General features: G+C 71.8%; 19 protein-coding genes. 10 read left to right on the top strand and 9 right to left on the bottom strand.

The genetic code is table 11. The features are described from left to right. Window positions 1-132 precede the first annotated feature (132 nt). A complete protein-coding gene (locus MKL11_RS29540) occupies window positions 133-2,673 on the top strand; it encodes a glycogen/starch/alpha-glucan phosphorylase (protein ID WP_409565934.1) in 2,541 nt (846 codons plus the stop codon). Window positions 2,674-2,785: 112 nt separating this feature from the next. On the opposite strand, the gene MKL11_RS29535 is transcribed toward MKL11_RS29540, so the two are convergent. The 3 genes from MKL11_RS29535 to MKL11_RS29525 all read right to left on the bottom strand — a co-directional run bounded on the left by MKL11_RS29535 (window position 2,786) and on the right by MKL11_RS29525 (window position 5,317). Further along, window positions 2,786-3,829: an SGNH/GDSL hydrolase family protein gene (locus MKL11_RS29535; protein ID WP_243950281.1), complete on the bottom strand. Its 1,044-nt coding sequence runs from the start codon at window positions 3,827-3,829 to the stop codon at window positions 2,786-2,788. Window positions 3,830-3,998: 169 nt separating this feature from the next. Beyond that, entirely contained in the window at window positions 3,999-4,922 is a 924-nt protein-coding gene (locus MKL11_RS29530; RefSeq protein ID WP_243950342.1) for a ferredoxin--NAD(+) reductase, read from the bottom strand. Between the two features lie 29 nt (window positions 4,923-4,951). Beyond that, on the bottom strand, window positions 4,952-5,317 hold the full coding sequence (locus MKL11_RS29525) for a hypothetical protein (protein ID WP_243950279.1): 366 nt from the start codon (window positions 5,315-5,317) through the stop codon (window positions 4,952-4,954). 340 nt (window positions 5,318-5,657) lie between these two features. Between MKL11_RS29525 and MKL11_RS33455 the strand changes: the two genes are divergently transcribed. Together MKL11_RS33455 and MKL11_RS29515 are read left to right on the top strand one after the other, a co-directional pair. Beyond that, complete coding sequence (locus MKL11_RS33455) at window positions 5,658-6,080, top strand: excisionase family DNA-binding protein (RefSeq protein WP_243950277.1); 423 nt, start codon at window positions 5,658-5,660, stop codon at window positions 6,078-6,080. 2 nt (window positions 6,081-6,082) lie between these two features. Next, the gene (locus MKL11_RS29515; protein ID WP_243950274.1) at window positions 6,083-6,673 is read left to right on the top strand and encodes a PIN domain-containing protein; all 591 of its coding nucleotides are present in this window, start codon (window positions 6,083-6,085) and stop codon (window positions 6,671-6,673) included. A gap of 8 nt (window positions 6,674-6,681) precedes the next feature. On the opposite strand, the gene MKL11_RS29510 is transcribed toward MKL11_RS29515, so the two are convergent. From MKL11_RS29510 to thrC, 3 genes are all read right to left on the bottom strand, one after another. Continuing rightward, entirely contained in the window at window positions 6,682-9,612 is a 2,931-nt protein-coding gene (locus MKL11_RS29510; RefSeq protein WP_243950272.1) for a sensor domain-containing phosphodiesterase, read from the bottom strand. 163 nt (window positions 9,613-9,775) lie between these two features. After that, the gene (locus tag MKL11_RS29505; RefSeq protein WP_243950269.1) at window positions 9,776-11,071 is read right to left on the bottom strand and encodes a M16 family metallopeptidase; all 1,296 of its coding nucleotides are present in this window, start codon (window positions 11,069-11,071) and stop codon (window positions 9,776-9,778) included. Between the two features lie 7 nt (window positions 11,072-11,078). Then, complete coding sequence (gene thrC, locus MKL11_RS29500; RefSeq protein WP_243950267.1) at window positions 11,079-12,491, bottom strand: threonine synthase; 1,413 nt, start codon at window positions 12,489-12,491, stop codon at window positions 11,079-11,081. Window positions 12,492-12,736: 245 nt separating this feature from the next. On the opposite strand from thrC, the gene MKL11_RS29495 reads away from it, so the two are divergent. Together MKL11_RS29495 and MKL11_RS29490 are read left to right on the top strand one after the other, a co-directional pair. After that, window positions 12,737-13,129 carry a hypothetical protein gene (locus MKL11_RS29495; protein WP_243950264.1) on the top strand — a complete coding sequence of 131 codons (393 nt, stop codon included), beginning with the start codon at window positions 12,737-12,739 and terminating at the stop codon, window positions 13,127-13,129. Between the two features lie 70 nt (window positions 13,130-13,199). Then, the gene (locus MKL11_RS29490; RefSeq protein WP_243950261.1) at window positions 13,200-13,676 is read left to right on the top strand and encodes a hypothetical protein; all 477 of its coding nucleotides are present in this window, start codon (window positions 13,200-13,202) and stop codon (window positions 13,674-13,676) included. A gap of 25 nt (window positions 13,677-13,701) precedes the next feature. Here the strand turns inward: MKL11_RS29490 and MKL11_RS29485 are convergent, their stop codons facing one another. Further along, entirely contained in the window at window positions 13,702-14,115 is a 414-nt protein-coding gene (locus MKL11_RS29485; protein ID WP_243950259.1) for a DUF4864 domain-containing protein, read from the bottom strand. Between the two features lie 317 nt (window positions 14,116-14,432). On the opposite strand from MKL11_RS29485, the gene rutA reads away from it, so the two are divergent. Genes rutA through rutD form a run of 4 tightly spaced genes read left to right on the top strand, consistent with a single transcriptional unit; the run spans window position 14,433 to window position 17,482 of the window. Further along, on the top strand, window positions 14,433-15,527 hold the full coding sequence (gene rutA, locus MKL11_RS29480) for a pyrimidine utilization protein A (protein ID WP_243950340.1): 1,095 nt from the start codon (window positions 14,433-14,435) through the stop codon (window positions 15,525-15,527). Next, window positions 15,527-16,264: a pyrimidine utilization protein B gene (rutB, locus tag MKL11_RS29475; protein WP_243950257.1), complete on the top strand. Its 738-nt coding sequence runs from the start codon at window positions 15,527-15,529 to the stop codon at window positions 16,262-16,264. The genes rutA and rutB overlap by 1 nt, the downstream gene beginning before the upstream one ends. 43 nt (window positions 16,265-16,307) lie before the next feature. Further along, window positions 16,308-16,694, top strand: coding sequence for a pyrimidine utilization protein C (rutC, locus tag MKL11_RS29470; RefSeq protein ID WP_243950255.1), 387 nt, complete (start codon window positions 16,308-16,310; stop codon window positions 16,692-16,694). Beyond that, window positions 16,691-17,482 (top strand): pyrimidine utilization protein D, encoded by a 792-nt coding sequence (rutD, locus tag MKL11_RS29465; RefSeq protein ID WP_243950253.1) that lies wholly within the window; start codon window positions 16,691-16,693, stop codon window positions 17,480-17,482. The genes rutC and rutD overlap by 4 nt, the downstream gene beginning before the upstream one ends. A gap of 6 nt (window positions 17,483-17,488) precedes the next feature. Here the strand turns inward: rutD and MKL11_RS29460 are convergent, their stop codons facing one another. Next, entirely contained in the window at window positions 17,489-18,472 is a 984-nt protein-coding gene (locus tag MKL11_RS29460) for a glycosyltransferase family 2 protein (RefSeq protein WP_243950251.1), read from the bottom strand. Beyond that, complete coding sequence (locus tag MKL11_RS29455; protein ID WP_243950249.1) at window positions 18,469-19,383, bottom strand: glycosyltransferase family 2 protein; 915 nt, start codon at window positions 19,381-19,383, stop codon at window positions 18,469-18,471. Before MKL11_RS29455 ends, MKL11_RS29460 begins: the two co-directional genes overlap by 4 nt. 555 nt (window positions 19,384-19,938) lie before the next feature. On the opposite strand from MKL11_RS29455, the gene MKL11_RS29450 reads away from it, so the two are divergent. Further along, window positions 19,939-22,179 (top strand): glycosyltransferase family 2 protein (locus tag MKL11_RS29450; protein WP_243950247.1); only part of this gene is annotated, 2,241 nt, incomplete at its 3' end.

Below are 22,179 nucleotides of genomic sequence, written 5' to 3'. Positions count from 1 at the left end.
CGGCCGCACAGTCGCGGCTTCGGGGCACGGATCGTCCGCCCGTTCACGCGGTGGCAATCCATCAAAAGAGATAATCCGCCCACGATAGCCCTGGCGGTAGAATCCGGGGCGCTGACTTTGGGGGACCCGCACGTGCTGAACGACGTTCTCACTCCGCCCGCCCAGCGGGACGCCATGCGCGACGACAGCGCCTCCGAGATTCCGGCGGCCGCCGCCTGGACCGCGCCGCTCCTGTCGCAGACCGGCGATTCCGTGGTCGACCTGCGGGAATCGATCCGCGCCAAGCTCACCTTCGCGCTGGGCCGGACGCCCGAGACCGCCCGCCCGCGCGACTGGTTCGTCGCCACCGCGATGGCCCTGCGCGAGCGGATCGTGGCAGCCTGCATGGCCTCCGAGAAGGCCGTGCCGAACAAGCGGGTCTACTACCTCTCGCTGGAATTCCTCATCGGCCGGCTGATGTCGGACGCGATGAACAACCTCGGACTCACCGAGACGACCCGGGCGGCGCTGCGGGAGCTCGGGGTCGATCTCGACGCCGTGCAGGATGCCGAGCCCGACGCGGCCCTCGGCAATGGCGGCCTCGGGCGGCTGGCCGCCTGCTTCATGGACAGCATGGCCAGCATCGGCATCCCGGCGGTCGGCTACGGCATCCGGTACGATCACGGCCTGTTCCGGCAATCCTTCGAGGACGGCTGGCAGCGCGAGGCGCCCGAAACCTGGCTCGCCGAGGGCAACCCCTGGGAGTTCGTCCGGCCGGACGCGACCTACACGATCGGCTTCGGCGGCAGCGTCACCCTGTCCTCGCCCAATGAGGGCGTGATCCGCCGCCACTGGCAGCCGGCCGAGACCGTGCGGGCGGTCGCCCACGACATCCCGGTGGTCGGCTGGCGCGGGCGCCACGTCAACCGGCTGCGCCTGTGGAAGGCCGAGGCCGGCGAGCCGGTCGACCTCGCCCGCTTCAACGGCGGCGACCATGTCGGCGCGGTCGCGGCGCGCATGCGCGCCGAGGCGATCTCACGGGTGCTCTATCCGAGCGATTCCTCGGCCGAGGGCCAGGAACTGCGCCTGCGCCAGGAATACTTCTTCACCTCAGCCTCGCTCCAGGACCTCATCGCCCGCCACGTGACCGAGCGCGGCGACGTGCGCTCCCTGCCGGACCACGCCGCGATCCAGCTCAACGACACGCACCCGGCCATCGCGGTGCCGGAGCTGATGCGCATCCTGATGGAGGACCACGGCCTCTCCTGGGAGGATGCCTGGCACGTCACCACCAACACGCTGAACTACACCAACCACACCCTGCTGCCGGAGGCGCTGGAGACCTGGCCGGTGGAACTGATGGAGCGGCTGCTGCCGCGCCACATGCAGATCATCTACCTGATCAACTGGATGCACCTGGAAGAGCAGGCCAAGCACGGTCGCCAGGACGCCGCCCATCAGGACGCCGCCTACCTGGCCTCGATCTCGCTGATCGACGAGGCCCATGGCCGCCGGGTGCGCATGGGCCACCTGGCCTTCCACGGCGCCCGCCGGGTCAACGGCGTCTCGGCCCTGCACACCGACCTGATGCGGTCCACGGTGTTCGCGCATCTGCACGCGCTCGATCCGGACAAGATCGTCAACAAGACCAACGGCATCACCTTCCGGCGCTGGCTCCACAACGCCAATCCGGGCCTCACCCGGCTCGCCGTGGAGACGGTGGGTGCCGGCGTGCTCGACGATCCCGCGCTGCTCCGGGGCCTCGAGGCCCATGCCGAGGATCCGGCCTTCGTGGCGCGCTACGCCGCCGTGCGCCGGCAGCGCAAGGAGGCGCTCGCCAGGGTCGTGGCCGAGCGCACCGGCATCGACATCGACCCGGACGCGCTGTTCGACGTCCAGGTCAAGCGCATCCACGAATACAAGCGCCAGCTGCTCAACGTGGTCGAGACGGTGGCGCTCTACCAGGCGATTAAGGCCGAGCCGCACCGGGACTGGACGCCCCGGGTGAAGATCTTCGCCGGCAAGGCGGCGCCGAGCTACGTCCGGGCGAAGCTGATCATCAAGCTCGCCTGCGACGTGGCCAAGGCGGTGAACGACGACCCCGAGGTCGCGGGCCGGCTGAAGGTGGTGTTCCTGCCGAACTACTCGGTCAGCCTCGCCGAGACGATCATCCCGGGCGCCGACCTGTCGGAGCAGATCTCCACCGCCGGCATGGAGGCGTCGGGCACCGGCAACATGAAGTTCGCCCTCAACGGCGCGCTCACGGTCGGCACGCTCGACGGCGCCAATATCGAGATCCGCGACCATGTCGGGGCGGACAACATCTTCATCTTCGGCCTCGACGCCGCCGGGGTGCAGGCCCGCGAGGCCGAGCCGGGCTACGCGGCACGCGCCATCCAGGCCTCGCCGCGGCTGGCGGCGGCGCTGGACATGATCGCCTCCGGGCGGTTCTCGCCGGAGGAGCCGGGCCGGTTCCGGCCGCTCACCGACGACCTGCGCCAGCGCGACCAGTACCTGCTCACCGCCGATTTCGACGATTACTGGCGGGTGCAGCGCTCCATCGACGCTGCCTGGCGCGATCCCCGCGGCTGGTGGGCCAAGGCGATCCGCAACACCGCCCGGATGGCGTGGTTCTCCTCCGACCGGTCGATGCGCGAATACGCCGAGGAGATCTGGCGCGTCCGCCTGGGCTGAAGCAGTCCCGGTTTCGAAAGGTCTTCGACCGTTCGCGGGTGTCGGGGCGGAGCCCTGCTGTCGGGCTTCGCCCGATGATCGGGGCTCCGCCCCGACACCCCGCCCAAGGGCCTCAGGCCCTTGGGAAACCCATGAGCCGGCGCAGGTTGCGTAGCAGCCGGTGGCGGAGCAGCGCCGCGCGCTCGGCGGGGCCGAGCCTGCGCCGGAAGAAGATGTGCGAGACCCGTCCGAGCCGTGGCCCCCGGTCCGGCTCGCCCTTGCGCAGGGCGATGTCCGGCAGCGCCGCCTCCTGCGTGACCGTCAGGGAGCGCGCGGCCGGAAACACGGCGGTGCGGTAGACCGAGCGCGTGTAGTACGAGAATTCGTCGTAGGCGGTGATCGCCCGCATCCGCCCGGTCGCCGGGTCCTCGACCGTCAGCGTGCCGGCAAGCGGCCCGTAGGTCACCAGCGCGCCGATGGCGTGGCGCGAGCGCCCGAACGGGATCTCGGCGCTCTCGCCCTCGGGAATCTCCAGGAAATGCAGCGGGATGCCGTTGCGGCGCAGCGCGAACCCGCAATCCAGGCCGGGGAGGGTGCGCAGGAGCAGGGATTCGAACCGGACCGGCAATGTCCGGAACCGGTCGATATAGGCGCGGCCCGGGGGCGGCGCCCGCAGGAAGGCGTAGACCAGGGTGCCGTAGAGCTCGGCCCCGGCCGGCGCGACATGGGTCCCGTCCGTTAGGAAATAGCCGCTGTCGCCCGCCGCTACCGGCGCGGCAATATCGAGATACGGGATGCCGTAGAGGGCGCGGTACTCCGCGAGCAGGGCGGCGACGGGCTCGACCGCGTAATCGACCCCGCCCTGGTGGAGGTTGAGGAAGGCGACCGGCAGGCCCCGCCGCGCGGTCGCCGCCAGGATGTCGTCCAGGTAGGCCCGCATCGTCGCGCCGTCGAAGTAGCGGACATTGCCGGTGAACAGCTCCAGCAGGACGTGGTCGCAGGGAATCGCGTCGAGGATCTCGTCGATCAGGCAGGCGATCGAGGGCAGGGAGTGTCCGCCCCAGCCGCTGCGCAGGAATGTGACCGGCCGCCCCTCGGCCTCGGCCAGGGCGTTGGCCCGCTCGACATAGCCCGGCAGCTCCGTGACGCTGTAGCCGAGGCAGAGCACGCGGAACATCGACGCTGACCGCCTCACGGGAAGACACGGGTTCCCAAAGGGCCCCCGGCCCTTTGGCGGGGTCTCGGGGCGGAGCCCTGATGGTTCGGGCAAAGCCCGACAGCAGGGCTCCGCCCTGCACCCGCACAAGGTCCCGGACCTTGTGAATCCGGATTGACGGCGGTCGCGGTCAGGCGAGGACGATCGGGTAGCAGCGCGCCCCCACCGCGGCGGCGAGCACCTGCACGGCGCCGACGGTGGCGATGTCGCCGGCGACGTGCACGACGTCGGTGGCGCGCAGGCTCGGCAGGTGGGCGGTGAGCGGGCCGGAGCGCACGTCCGGCGGCCGCTGGCGGCCGCGGTCGGCGCAGAGCACGATCCGGCCGACGCCGGTGCAGCGCAGCCAGTCCAGGCTCTCGCGCATGTAGAGGTCGAGGGCGTCGCGGGCGCCCACCGCGAGCGCCATCTCGCGGGCGGGCTCGCTGTAGCGGGCCGCCCGGGCGATCGACCAGATCGGGCCGAAGCCGGCGCCGGCCGCCACCAGCACGAGGCGCCCGCCGCCGGGCCGGTACTGGCCGCGGCCGACGGGGCCCTTCAGGCGCACGGGCTGGTCGAGGCGGATCGCGTCGACCGGGTCGCCCTCGGGGTCGCGGGGGATATGGAACACCGCCTCGTTGATCTCGGCCGAGCCGTCGACCCGCAGGGTCGGGGCCAGGGTCAGGGCGGGCAGGCCCGCGAAGGTGACCAGCGCCTGGTGGCCGGGTTCGAGGTTCGGCCGCCGGGTCAGGGTCGCCACCACCTCGACGATGCCGGGGCAGAGCCGGCGGATCTCCGTGACGGTGCCCTTGCGGATGGCCACCGGCGGGGGCGGGGCCTCCTCCTGGCCCAGGATCGGGGCGCCGGGCAGGCTCGGCCGCAGGGCCTCGGCCCGGGCCCGGCGGGCCGGGGGCCGGCGGCTCGACGGCGCCGCATTGCCCTGGCCGGCACTCTGGTTGGCGAGCTGAGCCTGGACGGGCGCGATCATGCCTTCGGCGAGGGCCGCCTCCAGCGGCGTATCGCCGGTCGAGACGCGCACCGACCGGCCGTTGACGACGAGCGAGCAGCGCGCGCCCATGGCCGTACCCCGCTTGGTCTGGAGAGGGATCACCGGGCGCGGATCAGGAGGGTGTCGACCAGGGACGCCCAGCGCTCGCGGGTCGCCCGGACGTCGTCGCTCGCCGCGGATTCGGTCAGGAGCTGGCGCTGCGCCCGCAGGGCCTCGACCTCCTGCCGCTGGGCCCGGAGCACCGCCTTCATCACCTGCAGCTCGGTTTCGAGCCGGGCGATCTCGTCGGCGTCGTCAAAATCCTCGGACAGGTCGTCCTGGGGGGCGCCGGAGACGCGCGGCTCCTGGCCGGGCAGGGGCAGCCGGGTCCGGGCCTGCTGCTCCAGCCGGACCGGCCGGGCGATCAGGCGCCGCACGAGATCCGAGCTGCCCGCCTGCTGGTAACGCCTCGCCGCCTCGGCCATCCGCCCATCCCCATCGCGGGCGCCGGAGGGCCCGCCTGTCAACAGGAGCTTGCGCGGACATGGTTAAGGGGCGCTTAAACCGATCGGCGACATTCTGGGACGTTCAGGCGAAAATGGCCGGTGCGCCCCGAAGCTATGCCCGAAATCCCCACATGCGATCGGTGCATGGTCTCACGGCCGGCCGCGCGCTGCATCGTGTTTACGTGTGTCGTTTATTTCGAATAATGCGCTTGCCCGCAATTTCTACCGAGCGGCCACGCGGCCGACCGATGCGGAGGGCCCTATGACGGTCACGACCGAGAGACGGGATAGGCGATCGCCCCTGGAGACCGCGCCTTTCGTGGCAAGCGACGAGGAGGCTCTCATCGCGCGCGAGGCCGTGGCGCGCCTGAGACCGATCGCCGAGGGCAACCAGGATGTCCGCCTGCGCGTGATGGAATCGGTCGATGTCGTCGTGCCGGTGCCCGCGCGCGCGCTCCGGCTGATCGTCGACGTGCTGGCCTGTATGGGCGACCAGAGGGCCGTGTCGTTCATCCCCCTGGACGCCGAGCTGACGACCCAGCAGGGCGCGGACCTGCTCAACGTCTCCAGGCCTCATCTCGTCGGCTTGCTGGAGCGCGGCGAGCTGCCGTTCCGCCGCGTCGGGGCGCACAGGCGTGTGCGTGCCGCCGACCTGATCGCGTTCAAGAGCAAGGACGAGGCGCAGCGCCAGGATGCCCTCGACCGCATGGCCGACCTGACGCAGGATCTCGGCCTCGACTGATCATGCCGTCCACGTTCACGGCCTTCTTCGACGCGAACGTGTTCTTCGGAGCTCGCCTGCGCAGCCTCGTGATGGAGGTCGCGCAGAGCGGGGTTTTCCGGGCGCGCTGGAGCCCAGAAGTCCATGACGAATGGATCCGGTCGGTGCTCGGCAGGCGTGCCGACCTCCGGCGCGAGCAGATCGAGCCGATCCGGACGATGATGGACATCGCAGTCCCGGATGCCCTCATCTCGGGATATGCCGGCCTGATTCCGGCGCTGACCCTGCCCGATCCCGACGACCGCCACATCCTGGCCGCCGCCATCGTCGGCCGGGCCGACGTGATCGTGACCTTCAACGAGAAGGATTTTCCGCCCGACGCCCTGGCGCCCTATGGCATCCACACCCGCCATCCGGATGCGTTTTTCAGCGAAGCCGAAGGCGTCGAGCCGGGCGTGCTGACCGATGCCGCCGCACGCGACCTCGCTCACTACAAGCGGCCGCCCTTGTCGCCCAAGCAATACACGGACGATCTCCGCAAGGCGGGCGTCCCTCAGCCGGCCGATTATCTCTGGGGGGTGCGCGTCCTGCTCAGTGATCAGGCCGAATCTTAGGCTGAAGCTTAGGCGGCTTCCGGCGCCGCCCCGACGATCTGGCGGGCCTGGAGCAGGGTCATCGGCTCGCCGAAGGCGGGGCCCAGCGCGTATTCGCAGCCGAGGCCGGCCAGCGCCTGGGCATCGGCCTCCGATTCGCAGCCCTCGGCCACGATGGCGAGGTTCAATTCGCTCGCCATCCGGACGATCGAGCGCAGGATCGCGGTCTGGCCGGTGCCGATCTGGCGCACGAAGGTCGCGTCGAGCTTGATCGTGTCGAACGGGAAGCGCTGGAGGTAGGACAGGGCCGAGTAGCCGGTGCCGAAATCCGACAGGCACAGGCCGGCCCCGAGGTCGTGGATGCGGGCCAGCATCTGGGCGGCGTATTCCGGGTTCTCCATCACCAGGCTCTCGCTGAATTCCAGCTTGAGCGAGCCGGGGAGCGCCCCGGAGCGGGCCAGCACGGTCTTCACGTCGTGCAGCAGGTCGTGGCGCAGAAGCTGGCGGGAGGACAGGTTGCAGGCCGCGAAGATCGGCGGCTCGACCTCCAGGGAGCGCTGCCAGGCGGCGAGCTCCAGGGCGGTGCGCTCCAGGGCGAAGATGCCGAGATTGACCACGAAGCCGCTCTCCTCGGCGAGCGGCATGAAGGTCGCGGCCGGGATGCGGCCGAGCTTCGGATGGTCCCAGCGCAGGACGGTCTCGAACCCCGCCACCGTGCGGTCCTCGAGGCGGACCACCGGCAGGAACAGCACCTTCAGCTCGTTGCGCTCGATCGCCTTGCGCAGGTCGCTCTCCAGCATCAGCCGGTCGGAGCGGTCGGTGCGCATATGGGCGCGGAACACCTCGATGCGGTCGCCGCCGTTGCGCTTGGCCTGGATCATCGCGATCTCGGCGCTCTTGAACACCTCGTCCCGCTTCAGGTTGGCGCCCGCCTCGTAGAGGGCCAGCCCGATCGAGACGGTGAGGAAGATCTCCCGGTCGGCATAGGTGATCGGCGTGGCGATGGCGCGCCGGATCATCTCGGCGAAGGCCAGGATCCGGTCGGGGTCGCGCTCGGACAGCAGGATCACGGCGAACTCGTCGCTGGAGATCCGGGCCAGGCTGTCCTGCGGGCGCAGCAGGCGGCCGAGCCGGCGGGACAGGGTCAGCAGGATCGAATCGCCCGCCGACAACCCGATGGCGTCGTTGATGCCCTTGAACCGGTCGACATCCAGCACGATCACGGTCGGCTTGAGCCGCTGGTCCTGGCCGGCGAAGGCAAGCGCCGCGTCGAGGCGGTCGCCGAACAGCTCGCGGTTGGGCAGGCCGGTCAGGCTGTCGTGGACGGCGTCGTGGAGCAGGCGCTCCTCGGCGGTCTTGATCTCGGTGACGTCCGCGATGGTGCCGACCACGCGGATCACCTCGCCGTCGGCGCCGATCACGGGCCGCGCCTTCAGCCGGTACCAGAAATAGGTGCCGGCGGCCGAGCGCAGGCGGAAATCGTGGACGATGCGCCCGCGCCGCTCCTCGATCACCGTGTCGAGGGCGGCCGAGTAGCGCTCCACGTCGAACGGGTGGAGCGTGCCGAGCCAGTTCGTGGCCGGGCCCTCCAGGGTGCCGCGGGGCAGGCCGAGCTGGGCCTCGATCTCGGGGCCGGCGAAGACCCGGTCGGCGGGCACGTCCCAGTCGAACACCACGTCGCCCGCGCCGGTGAGCGCCAGCGCCCGCCGCTCGGTGTCCGAGACCAGGGCGTGGCTGAGGCCGCCGCCCGCGAAGGCGTGCTGGAGCACCGTGAAGCCGATCAGCATCACGATCAGCACGAGGCCGCCGATGAGCGCCGGCTGCACCAGGTCGCTGCCGATCTGGCCGGTGACCGCGAAGCCCGCGGCCGTCACCCAGACCACCAGCAGCAGCCAGGTCGGCACCAGCAGGATGGCGCGGTCGTAGCCGTTATGGGCGGCGAGGTAGACGATCAGCAGGAGGCCGATCCCGGCCACGGCCGCGATGGAGATGCGCGCCACCCCCGCCGCCACCGGCGGGTCGAACACCGCGAGCCCGACGAGGCCCGCCAGGAAGGCCAGCCAGAAGAACGCCACGTGGCTGTAGCGCACGTGCCAGCGGGCGAGGTTCAGGTAGGCGAACAGGAACACCAGGAGCGTCGCCCCGAGCACCGCCTCGGCGGAGGCCCGGTAGACCCGCTCGGCGAGCTCGGTGACGGGGAACACCCGCTGGAGGAAGCCGAAATCGATGCAGGCATAGGCGAGCACCGACCAGGCCAAAGCCGCGGCGGCCGGGAAGATGATCGCGCCCTTGACCACGAACACGATGGTCAGGAACAGGGCGAGCAAGCCGCTGATGCCGATGATGATGCCCTTGTACAGGGTCAGACCGGCGGTCTTGCGGCGATAGGCGTCCTGATCCCACAGGTGCAGCTGCGGGACGTTGGGGCCGCGCAGCTCGGCGACGTAGGTGATCGTCGTGCCGGGATCCAGCGTGATGGTGAACTGGTCGGCCTCCGGGTTCTCATCGCGCTCCGGGCGGATGCCCTGGCTCGCCGTGATGGCGGCGATCCGCGAGCCGCCGAGATCCGGCCAGATCACCCCGGAATCCACCAGCCGGAAATGCGGCGCCACCAGGATGCGGTCGATCTGCTCGTCGGTGTCGTTGGTGAGCGCGAACACGATCCAGTCGGGCCGGGCGCCGGCGTCGCGCGCCTTCACGACGATGCGGCGGACGATGCCGTCCTTGCCGGGCGCCGTCGAGATCTGGATCAGGTCGCCGTCCGAGCGGTAGCGCTCGATCGCGGTGGTCAGGTCGATCACCGGCGCGTCGAGGGTGACGCGCACCGCCTCGACGGCCAGGGCCGGGGCGCTCGCCGAGACGGCCAGCGACAAGGCACCGACGAGGCCACCGACCAGGGTCAGGAGGAGGGCGAGGATGCGCAAGGGTGTCTTGAGTTCCGGCCGTGCGAGCTTCGGCATCGGCCGCCCGGGCGGCCGCGATCGATAGGAAGGCCCCGACCCCGGGGCAACCGCCCCGGGCCGGATCCGGACTCCGCGGATCGCGCCCCTTTGCGGCCAAATCAAGTTGGGTGCGGCGGGGAGGGGCCCGGCCGGGGTCGCTTGTCCGCGGAGGCGGTGGATTTCAGGCCGCCCTGAGCGCGGCGGCGATCTTGTCGAGGGCGGGCAGCTTGCGGATCGGGCCGATCGCCGCCAGCGTCGGCGCGCCCTTGAGCATCGCGGCCGCGGCCGCCCGCACATCCGCGACCGTGACGGCGTCGACCTTGTCGATCACCTCACCCGCCGGGATCACCCGGCCCCAGGCCAGGATCTGGCGGGCGTTGCGCTCGATGCGGCCGCCCGGGGTCTCCAGCGCCGAGAGCAGGGACACCTTCAGCTGCGCCTTGGCCCGGGCGATCTCGGGCTCGGCGAGGTCCCGGGCGGCCCGCGCCGTGGCCGCCAGCGTCACGTCGACGAGCTCGGGCAGGTCCGCCCCCGCGGTCCCGGCGCCGATGCCGAACAGGCCGCAATCGGAGAAGGGCCAGTGGAAGGCCTGGATCTCGTAGGCGAGGCCGCGGGTCTCGCGCACCTCCTGCCACAGCCGGGAGGTCAGGCCGCCGCCGAGCACCTGGGCGAACATGTGCAGCGCGTAGTAGCGGTCGTCCCGGAACGACAGGCCGGGCAGGCCGATCACGACGTTGGCCTGTTCGAGCTTGCGCGGCATCCGCCGCTCGCCGCCGCCGTAGAGCCCCGGCACCGCCTCCGGCGCCACCGTGGCCGGCAGGGCGCCGAAATGGCGCGCGGCGGCTTCGACGATCGCCTCGTGGGTCACCGCGCCGGCCCCGGCCACGACGATGCGGTCCGGGGTGTATTCCCGGGCGAGGTAGGCGCGGATCCCGGCCTCGTCGAAGCTCCGGATCGTCTCGGGCCGCCCGAGGATCGGCCGGCCGACCGGCTGGTCCGGGAAGGCCGCTTCCGTGAAGGCGTCGTAGACCACGTCGTCGGGGGTGTCCTCGACGGCGGCGTATTCCTGCAGGATCACGCCCTTCTCCCGGGCGAGCTCGCCGGCGTCGAACACCGAATCGGTGAGGATGTCGCCGATCACGTCGAGGGCGAGGCCGGCATCCTCGCCGAGCACCCGGGCGGTGTAGCTCGTCCCCTCCGTGGAGGTGGCGGCGTTGATCTCGCCGCCGACATTCTCGATTGCCTCGGCGATCTTTTGGGCCGAGCGCGTGCGGGTGCCCTTGAACGCCATGTGCTCGATGAGGTGGGACAGCCCGGCCTCGTCGGCGCGCTCGTTGCGCGAGCCGGCCCCGACCCAGACGCCGAGGCTCGCGGTCGCGACCCCGGGCATCGGCTCGGTGACCACCGTGACGCCGTTCGCGAGGCGCGTGGTGCGCAGGGACGGGGAGGCGGCGTGCGTGGTGAAATGCTGGTTCATCGCGGGCTCAGCCACCCTTCGTGATGCGGGCGCGCTCGCGGATCAGCCGCTCCACCGCGGCCTGGTCGTTGGCCACCGGGGTCATGCGCTCGGGCCGGTCCATGAGGTCGGCGAGGTGCGGCGGCAGGGGCGGGCGCAGGCCACCGGTGGCCTTGGCGACCGCGTCCGGGAACTTCGCGGGGTGCGCCGTGGCGAGGGCGACGACAGGGGTTGCGGGATCCCGCTCCAGGAGCCGGCGGGCAGCGCGCACGCCGATGGCGCTGTGGGGATCGAGCACCACCCCGGTGGCCGCCTGGGTCAGGGCGATCTCTTCCATCACGTCGCTCTCCGGCACCGCGACGGCGTCGAACTCGGAGCGGATTGTGTCCAGGACCTCCGGGCTCAAGGAAAAACCGCCGGACTGCTTCAGCCCGGCCATCAGCCGCGACAGCGCCGAGGCGTCGCGGCCGAGCGCCTCGAACAGCAGCCGCTCGAAATTCGAAGAAATCTGGATGTCCATGGAGGGCGAAGTGGTGGGCACGACGCCGCGCAACTCGTAGGCGCCGTGCTCCAGGGTGCGCACCAGGATGTCGTTGGCGTTGGTGCCGATCATCAGCCGCTCGATCGGCAGCCCCATCCGCTTGGCGACCCAGCCGGCGAGCACGTCGCCGAAATTGCCGGTGGGCACCGCGAAGGAGACCGGCCGGTGGGGGGCGCCCAGCGCCACCGCGCTGGTGAAATAGTACACCGCCTGCGCGGCGACCCGGGCCCAGTTGATCGAGTTGACCCCGGACAGGCGCACCGCATCGGAGAATTCGGCGTGCTGGAACAGGGCTTTGACCAGGTTCTGGCAATCGTCGAAGGTACCGTCCACAGCGAGCGCATGGACGTTGGCGGCGGGCACCGAGGTCATCTGCCGCCGCTGGACCTCGGAGACCCGCCCGTGCGGGTAGAGGATGAAGATGTCGACCCGATCGAGGCCGCCGAAGGCCTCCACGGCGGCCGAGCCGGTATCGCCCGAGGTCGCGCCCACGATGGTGGCGCGGGTGTCGCGCTTGACGAGGACATGGTCCATCAGCCGCCCGAGCAGCTGCATCGCCACGTCCTTGAAGGCCAGCGTCGGCCCGTGGAAGAGTTCCAGCAGGAACAGGTTGTCGTCGAGCTGGGCCAGCGGGCAGACCGCCGGGTGCCGGAAGGTGGCGTAGGACTCGTCGATCATCCGGTCGAGATCGGGGCCTTCGATCTCGCCATCCATCAGCGGGCGCAGCACGCGCTTGGCGGCCTCCGCGTAGGGCTTGCCGGCCAGCCCGGCGATCTCCGACCGGCCGAGCTGCGGCCAGGTCTGGGGCACGTAGAGCCCGCCGTCGCGGGCGAGGCCTGCGAGCAGCGCATCCGAGAACGAGAGCGGCGCGGCCTCGCCGCGGGTCGAGACGTGGAGCACAGGGGCCTCCGGGAGGAAGGCGCCCCCTCTACACGATGCGGGCGGACCTGTCGAAAATCTTGGGGCGCGCCGGAGCGTCGGAGCGGGTTCTCGAGGTTTAACCGGGCCTGAACGGGCCGGTTCAGGACCGGTTCCGGCGCCTCCCCTAGAACCGGATCACCCCCCGAGGAACCCCGGCCCGACCGGCCGGCGCCGCGGGGGCGGCCCGACCCCGCCCGCGGGGTGCCTTCGGAAAGAGAGCCGACATGATTCGAACCCGCGCCGTGCGACCCCTCGCCCTGGCCGGCGCCGCCGCGCTGCTGCTCGGCACCGCCGCCATCGCCCAGACCCCGCCCCCCGGAGGCCCACGGCCGGGCCCCGAGGCCGGCGCCCCGCCGCCCCCCCCGGGCGGCCCCCGGCGCGGTCCCGGTCCGGACGGAGCGCCCCCGCCGCCGCCCGGCGGTCCCCAGCGCGGCCCGGGCCCCGACGGTCCGCCGCCGCCGCCTCCGCCGCCGAAGGGCGCGCATTTCAGGCTGGAGCGCGGTGATGCCCGGATCGACGTGAAATGCGCCGACGAGGACTCGATGAAGGCCTGCGCCGACATCACCCTGCAGCTCCTCGACAAGCTCGGGACGCTGCGGCCCACCGACGCCCGATAGTTCTTTGCCACGGCGGCGGGGCTCGGAAACGACCCCGCCGTCCGCCGGCACCCACGACAGGATCATCGACATGACCGATACGAAATCCGATTTGCGCGCCGCCGCCGGCACCGTCTGGGCCGTGTTCGGGCACCGCTTCGCCCTCGACGGGGCAGGGGGGCGGATCCTGGCGGATCTCGGCCCGAAGGGCGCCGCGGGGATCGCCCTGGCGGTGGGCGACCGGGTCTCGCTGCAGGGCACGCAGAAGCCCTCCGAGATCAAGGTCACCCGCCTCACCCTGGCGGACGGCTCGACCCACACGATCGACTGGCCCGAGAAACACGAGCCCAGGAAGGATGGGTCCAAGAAGGACGGCCCCGATCATCCGCCGGCCGATCCTGCCCTGGCGATCCGGGCCGCGGAAGCCGCGGGCTACACGGTCGCCGGCACGCCTGCGCGGAAGCCCAAGCATTTCGAGCTGCGGGGGGCGAAGGACGGCGCAGAGCACGAGCTCCACATCGCGCTCGACGGCGCGATCCGGAAGACCAAAATCCTCGCCGCCGCGTAGGGCTGGGCCGGAAAGCGGGCGCCCCTCAGGCGCTCGTGCCCGGCGCCTTGATCAGGCGGCAGCCGGTGATGCGCCAGGCCCCGTCCGCGTCCCGGGCGAGGCTGTACTCGGCGGTCCAGTCGACGCCGTACTCGTCCTGGATCGCCACCGACTGCATCACGCCCGCCTCCCCGGTCTCCCGGCCCTCGCCGAACACGAAGCTGCGGTGGCGGTAGACCGGGCGGTACTGGTTGCGGACCATGCCGATGAACAGGTCGGCATTCGGGAACAGCTCTTGGATCGCCGGGGCCGCCTGGGCGTAGGCGGTCGGCGCGTCGTCGCGCCCGAGCGCCTCGACCTGCCGGGTGATCACCGCCTGGGCCGCCGCCCGGGCACCGTCATCGGCCAGGGCCGGCTCCGCGAGACCGAGGATCAGCAGGAGGGTGAGCCACGCGCGCATCGACGGTCACTCCGATCGGGCGCCTCCCACGAGACACCTGAGCCGACTGACCATCTAGACGGACGCGAGCGGTCGGCAAGCACTGCGCGTGCAAGATGTGCATGTGCCGCGCGTCGGCTGTGCAAGCCGCTGAAATGAGAGGCATTTCCAGCCCCGGACCGGGGCGCGGGTTTGATTCTCCGCCCGGGTTTTGCGAGCCTCCGCGCATCGACGCGGGCCCTGCGGAGCTCGGTCGCGCGGAGCAGCAGGCGATGGTGCAGAGCCAGGCGAACGCGGAGACCCGTCCCGGGACGGTCCCGGCCGAGGACGTCGCCCCCATGAGCGTCGGGGTGTTCATCCCGATCGGCAATAACGGCTGGCTGTTGTCGGAGAACGCCCCGCAATACCGGCCGAGTTTCGACCTCAACAAGCAGATCACCCTCAAGGCCGAGGGTTATGGCTTCGACTTCGCCCTGTCGATGATCAAGCTGCGCGGCTTCGGCGGCAAGACCGAGTTCTGGGACCACAACCTCGAATCGTTCACCCTGATGGCCGGCCTCGCCGCGGTCACCACCCGGATCAAGCTGTTCGCCACCGCGGCGACCCTGTGCATGCCGCCGGCGATCACCGCCCGCATGGCCGCGACCATCGATTCGATCTCGGACGGCCGGTTCGGACTGAACCTCGTCACCGGCTGGCAGAAGCCGGAATACGACCAGATGGGCCTGTGGCCCGGCGAGGAGTATTTCTCCAAGCGATACGACTATCTAGCGGAATATGCTCAGGTTCTGCGCGATCTGTGGGAGACTGGTCGCAGCGACCTCAAGGGCACGTTCTTCCAGATGAACGATTGCCGCCTCAGCCCCCGGCCGCAGGCGCCGATGAAGCTCATCTGCGCCGGCCAGAGCGGCGCCGGCATGGCTTTCACGGCGCAGTATGCGGACTACAATTTCTGCCTGGGGAAAGGCCTCAACACGCCGACCGCGTTCGCGCCCGTGGTGGAGCGGCTGGCCGAGGCCAGCGCCAGGACCGGGCGGCACGTGACCGCCTACGCGCTGTTCATGATCATCGCCGACGAGACCGACGAAGCCGCGATGGCGACCTGGGCGCATTACAAGGCCGGCGCCGATGCCGAGGCGATCGCCTGGCTCGGCCTCCAGGGCGCGGCCGACACCAAGTCCGGCGGCGACACCAACGTCCGCCAGCTCGCCGACCCGGCTTCGGCGGTGAACCTCAACATGGGGACCCTGGTCGGCAGCTACGCCCAGGTGGCCGCGATGCTCGACGCGATCACGACGATCGACGGGGTGGAGGGCGTGCTGCTGGTGTTCGACGACTTCCTGAAGGGGCTCGACGCCTTCGGGACCCGGATCCAGCCGCTGATGCGATCCCGCCGGCACGTGGTGCCGACGCCGCTCGCCGAGGTCGCGTGATGGATAGGCCAGCCGGATTCCACGACGCCCAGGGGCGCCACGGCGGCGTGATCCTGCCGGCCCGCCCGGAGCCGATCGCCTTCGACCCGGCCGCGACGGCGCTGATCGTCGTCGACATGCAGAACGCCTATGCGAGCCCCGGCGGCTATCTCGACCTGGCGGGCTTCGACGTGTCGGAAACCGGCCCGGTGATCGCCCGGATCGTCCGGGCGGTGGCCGCCGCACGGGCGGCGGGCATCCGGGTCCTGTGGTTCCAGAACGGCTGGGACCCGGATTACGTCGAGGCCGGCGGCCCGGGCTCGCCGAACTGGCACAAGTCCAACGCCCTCAAGACCATGCGGCGGCGGCCGGAGATGAACGAGCGCCTGCTCGCCAAGGGCTCCTGGGACTACGCCCTGGTCGACGCCCTGAAGCCGGAGCCCGGCGACATCGTGCTGGGCAAGCCGCGCTACAGCGGCTTCTACAACACGCCGCTCGACAGCATGCTGCGGGCAAGGGGGGTGAACACGCTGGTCTTCACCGGCATCGCCACCAATGTCTGCGTCGAGTCGACCCTGCGGGACGGCTACCACCGGGAGTATTTCGGGATCGTCCTGGCGGACGCCACCCACCAGGCCGGGCCGCGGAGCCTGCACGAGGGGGCGCTCGCCAATATCGAGACCTTCTTCGGCTGGGTCTCGGACGTTTCGTCGTTCGAGGCGGCGCTGGCCGCAGAGGCCCGCGCAGCCGCCGAATAGACCATCCGCCGTCCCCGCACCCGCACCGCGAAAGTCCCAAAAAATGCCGAAGCAGGTCGTCATCCCGCCGGGTACGGGCAAGCCCCTCGCCCCCTACGTGCCCGGCACCCTGGCCGATGGCGTGCTCTACGTCTCGGGCACGCTGCCGCTCGATGCCGACGCCAACGTCGTCCATGTCGGCGACGCCGGCGCCCAGGCCCGGCATGTGCTGGAGACGATCAAGGGCGTGGTCGAGGCCGCGGGCGGCACGATGGACGACGTGACCTTCAACCACGTCTTCCTGACGGACTGGGCCGATTACCCGGCGATCAACGCGGTCTACGCCGAATATTTTCCCGGCGAGAAGCCGGCGCGCTACTGCATCCAGTGCGGCCTGGTGAAGCCCGAGGCCCGCGTGGAGATCGCCTCCGTGGCCCATATCGGCCGATGACGCCCGGGACAGCCCCGCTCCACCACGCGGTAGCGGGCCCGCCGGCGAGGCGGCCGGTGCTCCTCTCACCGGGGCTCGGCGGCTCGGCCGGCTACTTCGCGCCCCAGATGGCGGTCCTGACGGAAACATTCCGGGTCGTCACCTACGACCATCGCGGCACCGGGCGCTCGCCCGACCGGCTCGCGCCGGATCACGACATCCCGGCCATGGCCCGGGACGCGCTCGCCGTGCTGGACGCCGCCGGGATCGACCGGGCCGACGTGGTCGGCCACGCGCTGGGCGGCCTGATCGCCCTGCAGATGGCGCTCGCCGCCCCCGGGCGGGTCGGGCGCATCGTGGTGATCAACGGCTGGGACGCGATGGACCCAGCGACGCGCCGCTGCTTTTCGGCCCGCCGGGCGATCCTGGCGGGGGGTGGACCGGAAGCCTTCGTGCGGGCGCAGGCGATCTTCCTGTATCCCGCCCCCTGGCTCTCGGCCCAGGCCGAGCGGGTCGCGGCCGACGAGGCGCACGCCCTGGCGCATTTTCCCGGGGCGGAGACCGTGCTGGCCCGGATCGGCGCCCTCGAACGCTTCGCGATCGCCGACCGGCTCGGGACCATCGCGCACGAGACCCTGGTGATGGCGGCCCGCGACGACGTGCTGGTGCCCTATACGCGGTCCGAGCGCCTGGCGGCCGCCCTGCCGAATGCCCGCCTCGACCTCGCGCCCGAGGGCGGCCACGCCCACAGCGTGACCCAGCCGGAGTCCTTCAACCGGACGCTGCTGGATTTCCTCGATCGGCCCTGAGCGCGCTCACGCCCGCGGCGCCGGCCGACGATGGTCGGGACCGGATCGGCGATCCGGCCCGCGCATCAGGCTCGGCAGCGCCGCCGCCAGGAGCCCGGCTGCGCGCAGCACCTCCGCGGCCTCCTGCGGCGCGCGGCGGGCCAGCGCCAGGGCGAACCGCAGCGGCACCTGCGCGCAAAAACTCGCCACGGTGACGGCGAGGGCGGCGGCCCGGCCGTGATGCTTGTGCGCATACAGGATCTGGCTGCGCAGGAAGTAGAACAGGCGCTGCGCCCGCACCTGCCGGGTCGTGCCCTGGCCGAGATGGCGGGCGACCGCCCCGGCCACGTGCCGCACCACGAAGCCGGCGGCGCGGGCGCGGGTGCAGAGGTCGGCATCCTCCCAGTAGACGAAGAAGCGCGGGTCGAACCCGTCGAGGGCCGCGAACAGGTCCCGGCGGATCATCAGGAACGCGCCCATCACCTGGCCGACGGCGCGGTCGTCGGCGTGATCCCATTCGAGCAGAAAATGCGGCCGGACCAGGCCGAGCCGGTCCAGCGCAAGGGCGCGGCCGAGGAGGCCGAGAGCGGTGGGCGCCCGGGCGCAGGAGCGCGCGGTCCGGCCATCCGGGTCGACCAGCCGGGCGCCGACGATCCCGGTGCGTGGCTCGGCCGTCAGGGCGTCCCGGGCCACAAGCAGGGCGTCCGGGGCGACCTGCGTGTCCGGGTTGAGGAACAGGATCGCCGGGGCGTCCCCAGCGGCGGCGCCCTGGTCGCAGGCCCGGCCGAAGCCGCGATTCTCGGGGTTGCGGATCAGCCGGAGCGGGCGGGGCAGGGCGGGCAGGTCGTCCGCCGAGCCGTCCTGCGAGTCGTTGTCGACCACGATGACCTGCACGGCGGCGGCATCCTCGACGGAAGCGAGGCTCGCCAGGCAGGCCCGGAGCAGGGCACCGCCATTCCAGTTGACGATCACCACGTCCAGAGCGGGCTGGAGGGCAGGGCGGTCGGTCATGGCCTGTCCCGGGGCGGGCCAAGCCGCCCGAGGGCGCCGTCGCGGGCGGCCCCGAGCAGCCGCAGCAGCACGGCCGGCCGCCAGCCCGAATCCGCCCAGTACAGCCCGGCCTGGAGCGGCAGGTAGGCGGCCTGGGCGAGCTTCCAGCGCAGGGGCACGTGCGGCAGGCGCCAGGCATAGACCGCGTTGCGCAGGTAGGTCGCCATGCGGAACAGGGGCTGGCGCGGCATCGCGATCCCGAAGCCGCGGATCACCCCGCCCCCGACCCGGTGCGGGATCGCGACGTCGCGGGCGAGGTAGCAGCCGTAACCGAGGCTCCAGGCGCGAAAGCACCATTCCAGCTCGACGCCGTCGATGAAGAAATCCGCGCGGAACGGCCCGATCCGGGCGAGGGCGTCGAGGTCGATCAGCGAGCCGGAAGTCGCCAGGAACTGCACCGGGGCGAGGGCGCCGCAGGCTGGGAGGAGGGCGCCGCAGGCCGCCGCGCCGGGGCGGGGCGGGTAGGCCGGCGCCTTATGGCCGGCGGCCGGGGCGGGGGCCGGCCCCACGACCGCCGCCGGGATCGCGGCCGCCCGGAGCCGGGTGAGGGCGGCGAGCAGCGCCGCGGCGAGCCCAGCGGGCGGCTCGGCATCCTGGTCGAGCAGCAGCAGGGTGTTGGCGCCCGCCGCCCGGGCCGCCGCGGCGATCCGGTTGAGCGCCTCGGCGATGCCGACATTGCGCCCCGCCGACAGCAGGGTCACGCCGGCCCGGACCAGGCGCGCCGCCTCCGCGTCGGGCAGGCCGCCATCGTCGAAGGCGATCACCCCGGCGTATCCGGACGGGGCGTGGGCCAGCACCCGGCCCACCTGGTCCCGGCTCGGCCGGAACAGGGTGATGCCGAGCGCGAGGCGGCTGAGCTCCGGATCAGGCACGGGCCGGGCTCCGGCGGCTCACACCCGCTCCACCGCGGCAATCGCGATCTTCAGGGCGGCGGCCTGTTCGGCGTCGAGGGGTCCGCGGGTCGGCATCGAAGGGATCGGTCGAGCGGGGATGCCGGAAGGGAAAGCCGGCGCGGCGGCGCATGGCGTCGATCCGGTCTCGATACAGCATCGTCCCGAAAGGTGGCTGCCGGCTTTCGGAAAAAGACGATGCGGAGCTTAAAGACCTCGCGCACCGTGCCGGTTCCGATATCCGGCACGGTGCGCGAGGTCGGCGTTTCGATATAGCGGGTCCCGGTCCCCGACAAGCTGCCCTGCCGGGTCGCACAGGCCGAGGACGGACCGGCCCATGGTTTACGGACTCGGCCGGTTCCGTTAGTTCGACGGGCGAAGAATGCGACGCCCGCCTCCGCGCCTCGCACGCCCCCGACGCTGCCGACCATGAGCCGATCCGAGACCCGCGCCTCGACCGCGTCGACCCCGAAGGCGGCCGACGGATGCCGCGCCCCGTGACGGCACGCGGCGCACGTTCCTCCGCAGAGCCCTGAGATGCGCCTCGGTTTGCCCCCGACAATCGGGCGGTTCAAGCGCCGCATCGGCCGGCCGGTCGCGCGCGGCGCCATCGAGTCCGCCCGCGCCCTGCGCCTCGGCTGGCGCCGGCTCAGCGACCCGCTGGGGCGGCCCGCCGCCCTGCAGGCCCGCTGGGCCGGCGCGGAGGCCGGCAACGATCTGGAAACGCGCCTGGTCGCGGCGCTGGAGCCCTATGTCGATGCCGGCTTCTACGCGAGCTGGTACGGCATCACCCGCGATCCGGTGCGCGACTACCTCACGATCGGCTGGCGCGAAGGCCGGGATCCGCGACCGGATTTCTCCACAGCCGACTACCTCGCCCCGCGACCCTATCTCGCCCGGGCCGGCATCAACCCGTTCCTGCACTGGGTGACGGCGCAGGGCGCCCACGGCGGCGCCCTGCCCAAGCCCGACACGATACAGGCCGAGCGCCTGGCCCGCCGCCTCGTGGACGGGGCCTTCTACCTCGCCCACAACCCCGACCTGCAGGCGGCCGGCGTCGACCCGGTCGCCCATTACATGGCCTCCGGCTGGCGCGAGGGCCGCGAGCCGTCGCCGCATTTCGACACCCTGGCCTATTGCCTGACCCGGAACATCTCCTACGCGACCCAGAATCCGCTGGTGCATTACGTCCTGCACGGCGGCTCCGCCCGGCCCGAGCCGGAGGAGTTCTTGGCGCTCCAGGCCGAGACGCTCGCGCCCTATTTCGACGCCGCCTACTACCGGCAGGGATCGGACGAGCCGGACGAGGCCTCCGACGCGGAGCTACTCCGCGCCTACGTGGCCGGCGGCTGGCGATCGCTGCGCAGCCCGCGCCCGGATTTCGACCCGGCCGGCTTCGTGCAGGCGCGCGCCGGCAGCCGGGCGGTGATCGGCGACCCGTTCTTCCGGTATGTCGCCGAGACGCTGCTCTCCGGCAAGAAACCGTTCTCGGGCGCGGACCGGCTGAACGTCCCGGCGGTGGACGAGGCCTGGTACCGGGCGACCTACGCGGACGTGCGGGAGACCGCGCCTTACCTGCACTTCGCGACCAGCGGCTGGCGGGAGCTGCGCGATCCGGGCCCGGGGCGCTCGACCCTCGACGCGCTGCTGCGCGTCTGCGGCCTGTGCCCGACGCGTCCGCCCGTGGAGAACACGCTCTGGCTCGGCGCGATCGGGCGGGTAACCGTGAATCGGGAAGCATCCCTGGACCTGCAGGCCGGGCTGGCGGCGCTGCATTTCGACCACGCCTTCTACCGGGAGCGCTACGGCCTGGCGGAGGATGTCGACGCCGTCCGCGACTATTGCGACGCCGGCTGGCGTCAGGGCCGCAACCCGCGCTCCGACTTCAACGGGCAGGCCTATCTCGACGCACATCCCTGGGCGCGGGAGACCGGCATCGCGCCCCTGGTCCACCACCTCGCCACCGCGCTGCTGCACGGCACCGACATCGCGGCCGGGAGGTTCGATCCGCGCTACGGCCCACCGCCCTCCGAGGCGGACGCCCTGGCGGAGCAGGCGCGGCTGATCGAGCCGTATTTCGACGCCGCATTCTACGCGAAGCGCAATCCCGACGTGGCCGGCGCCACGGGCGGCCCGCTCGCCCATTTCGTCGCCTATGGCCAGCACGAGGGCCGGGACCCCAGCAAGACCTTCTCGATCGCGTTCTACGAGGAGACCTACGGGCATCTTCTTGCGCCCGGCGAGTCGCCGTTTCTGCACTACGTCCGCACCGGCCGCGCCGCCGGGCTGATGGGCTGCCCGGAGGATCTCGGCAGCTGGCCGGCCCTGGAGGCGCCCGAGCCGCGGGACTGGGACGGCCTGCCCCGCGCGCTCACCCTCGCCCAGGCCCGGGTCGTCGTGATCATGCCGGTCTACAAGGGCCGCGGCGAGACCCTGCGCGCCATCCACGCCTGCCTCTCCGCCCCGCAGAACACCCCGTTCACCCTGCTCGCCGTCAACGACCGCTCCCCCGACCCGGACCTCTCCGCGGACCTGAGAGACCTCGCCGGCCGCGGCCTGTTCCACCTCGTCGAAAACCAAAACAACCTCGGCTTCGTCCGCTCGGTCAACCGCGGCCTGTCCCTGCGCCAGGGCCGCGCCGTGGTCCTGCTCAACTCCGACGCCCAGGTGTTCGGCGACTGGCTCGACCGGCTGGTCGCCCACGCCGAGACCGCCGCGGCCGAGGGCCGCCCGCCGGTGGGCAGCGTCACGCCGCTGTCGAACAACGCCACGATCTGC

It is taken from the genome of Methylobacterium sp. J-077, from assembly GCF_022829365.1.
Lineage (GTDB): Bacteria > Pseudomonadota > Alphaproteobacteria > Rhizobiales > Beijerinckiaceae > Methylobacterium.
This window is presented reverse-complemented; position numbering and strand designations above follow the sequence as displayed.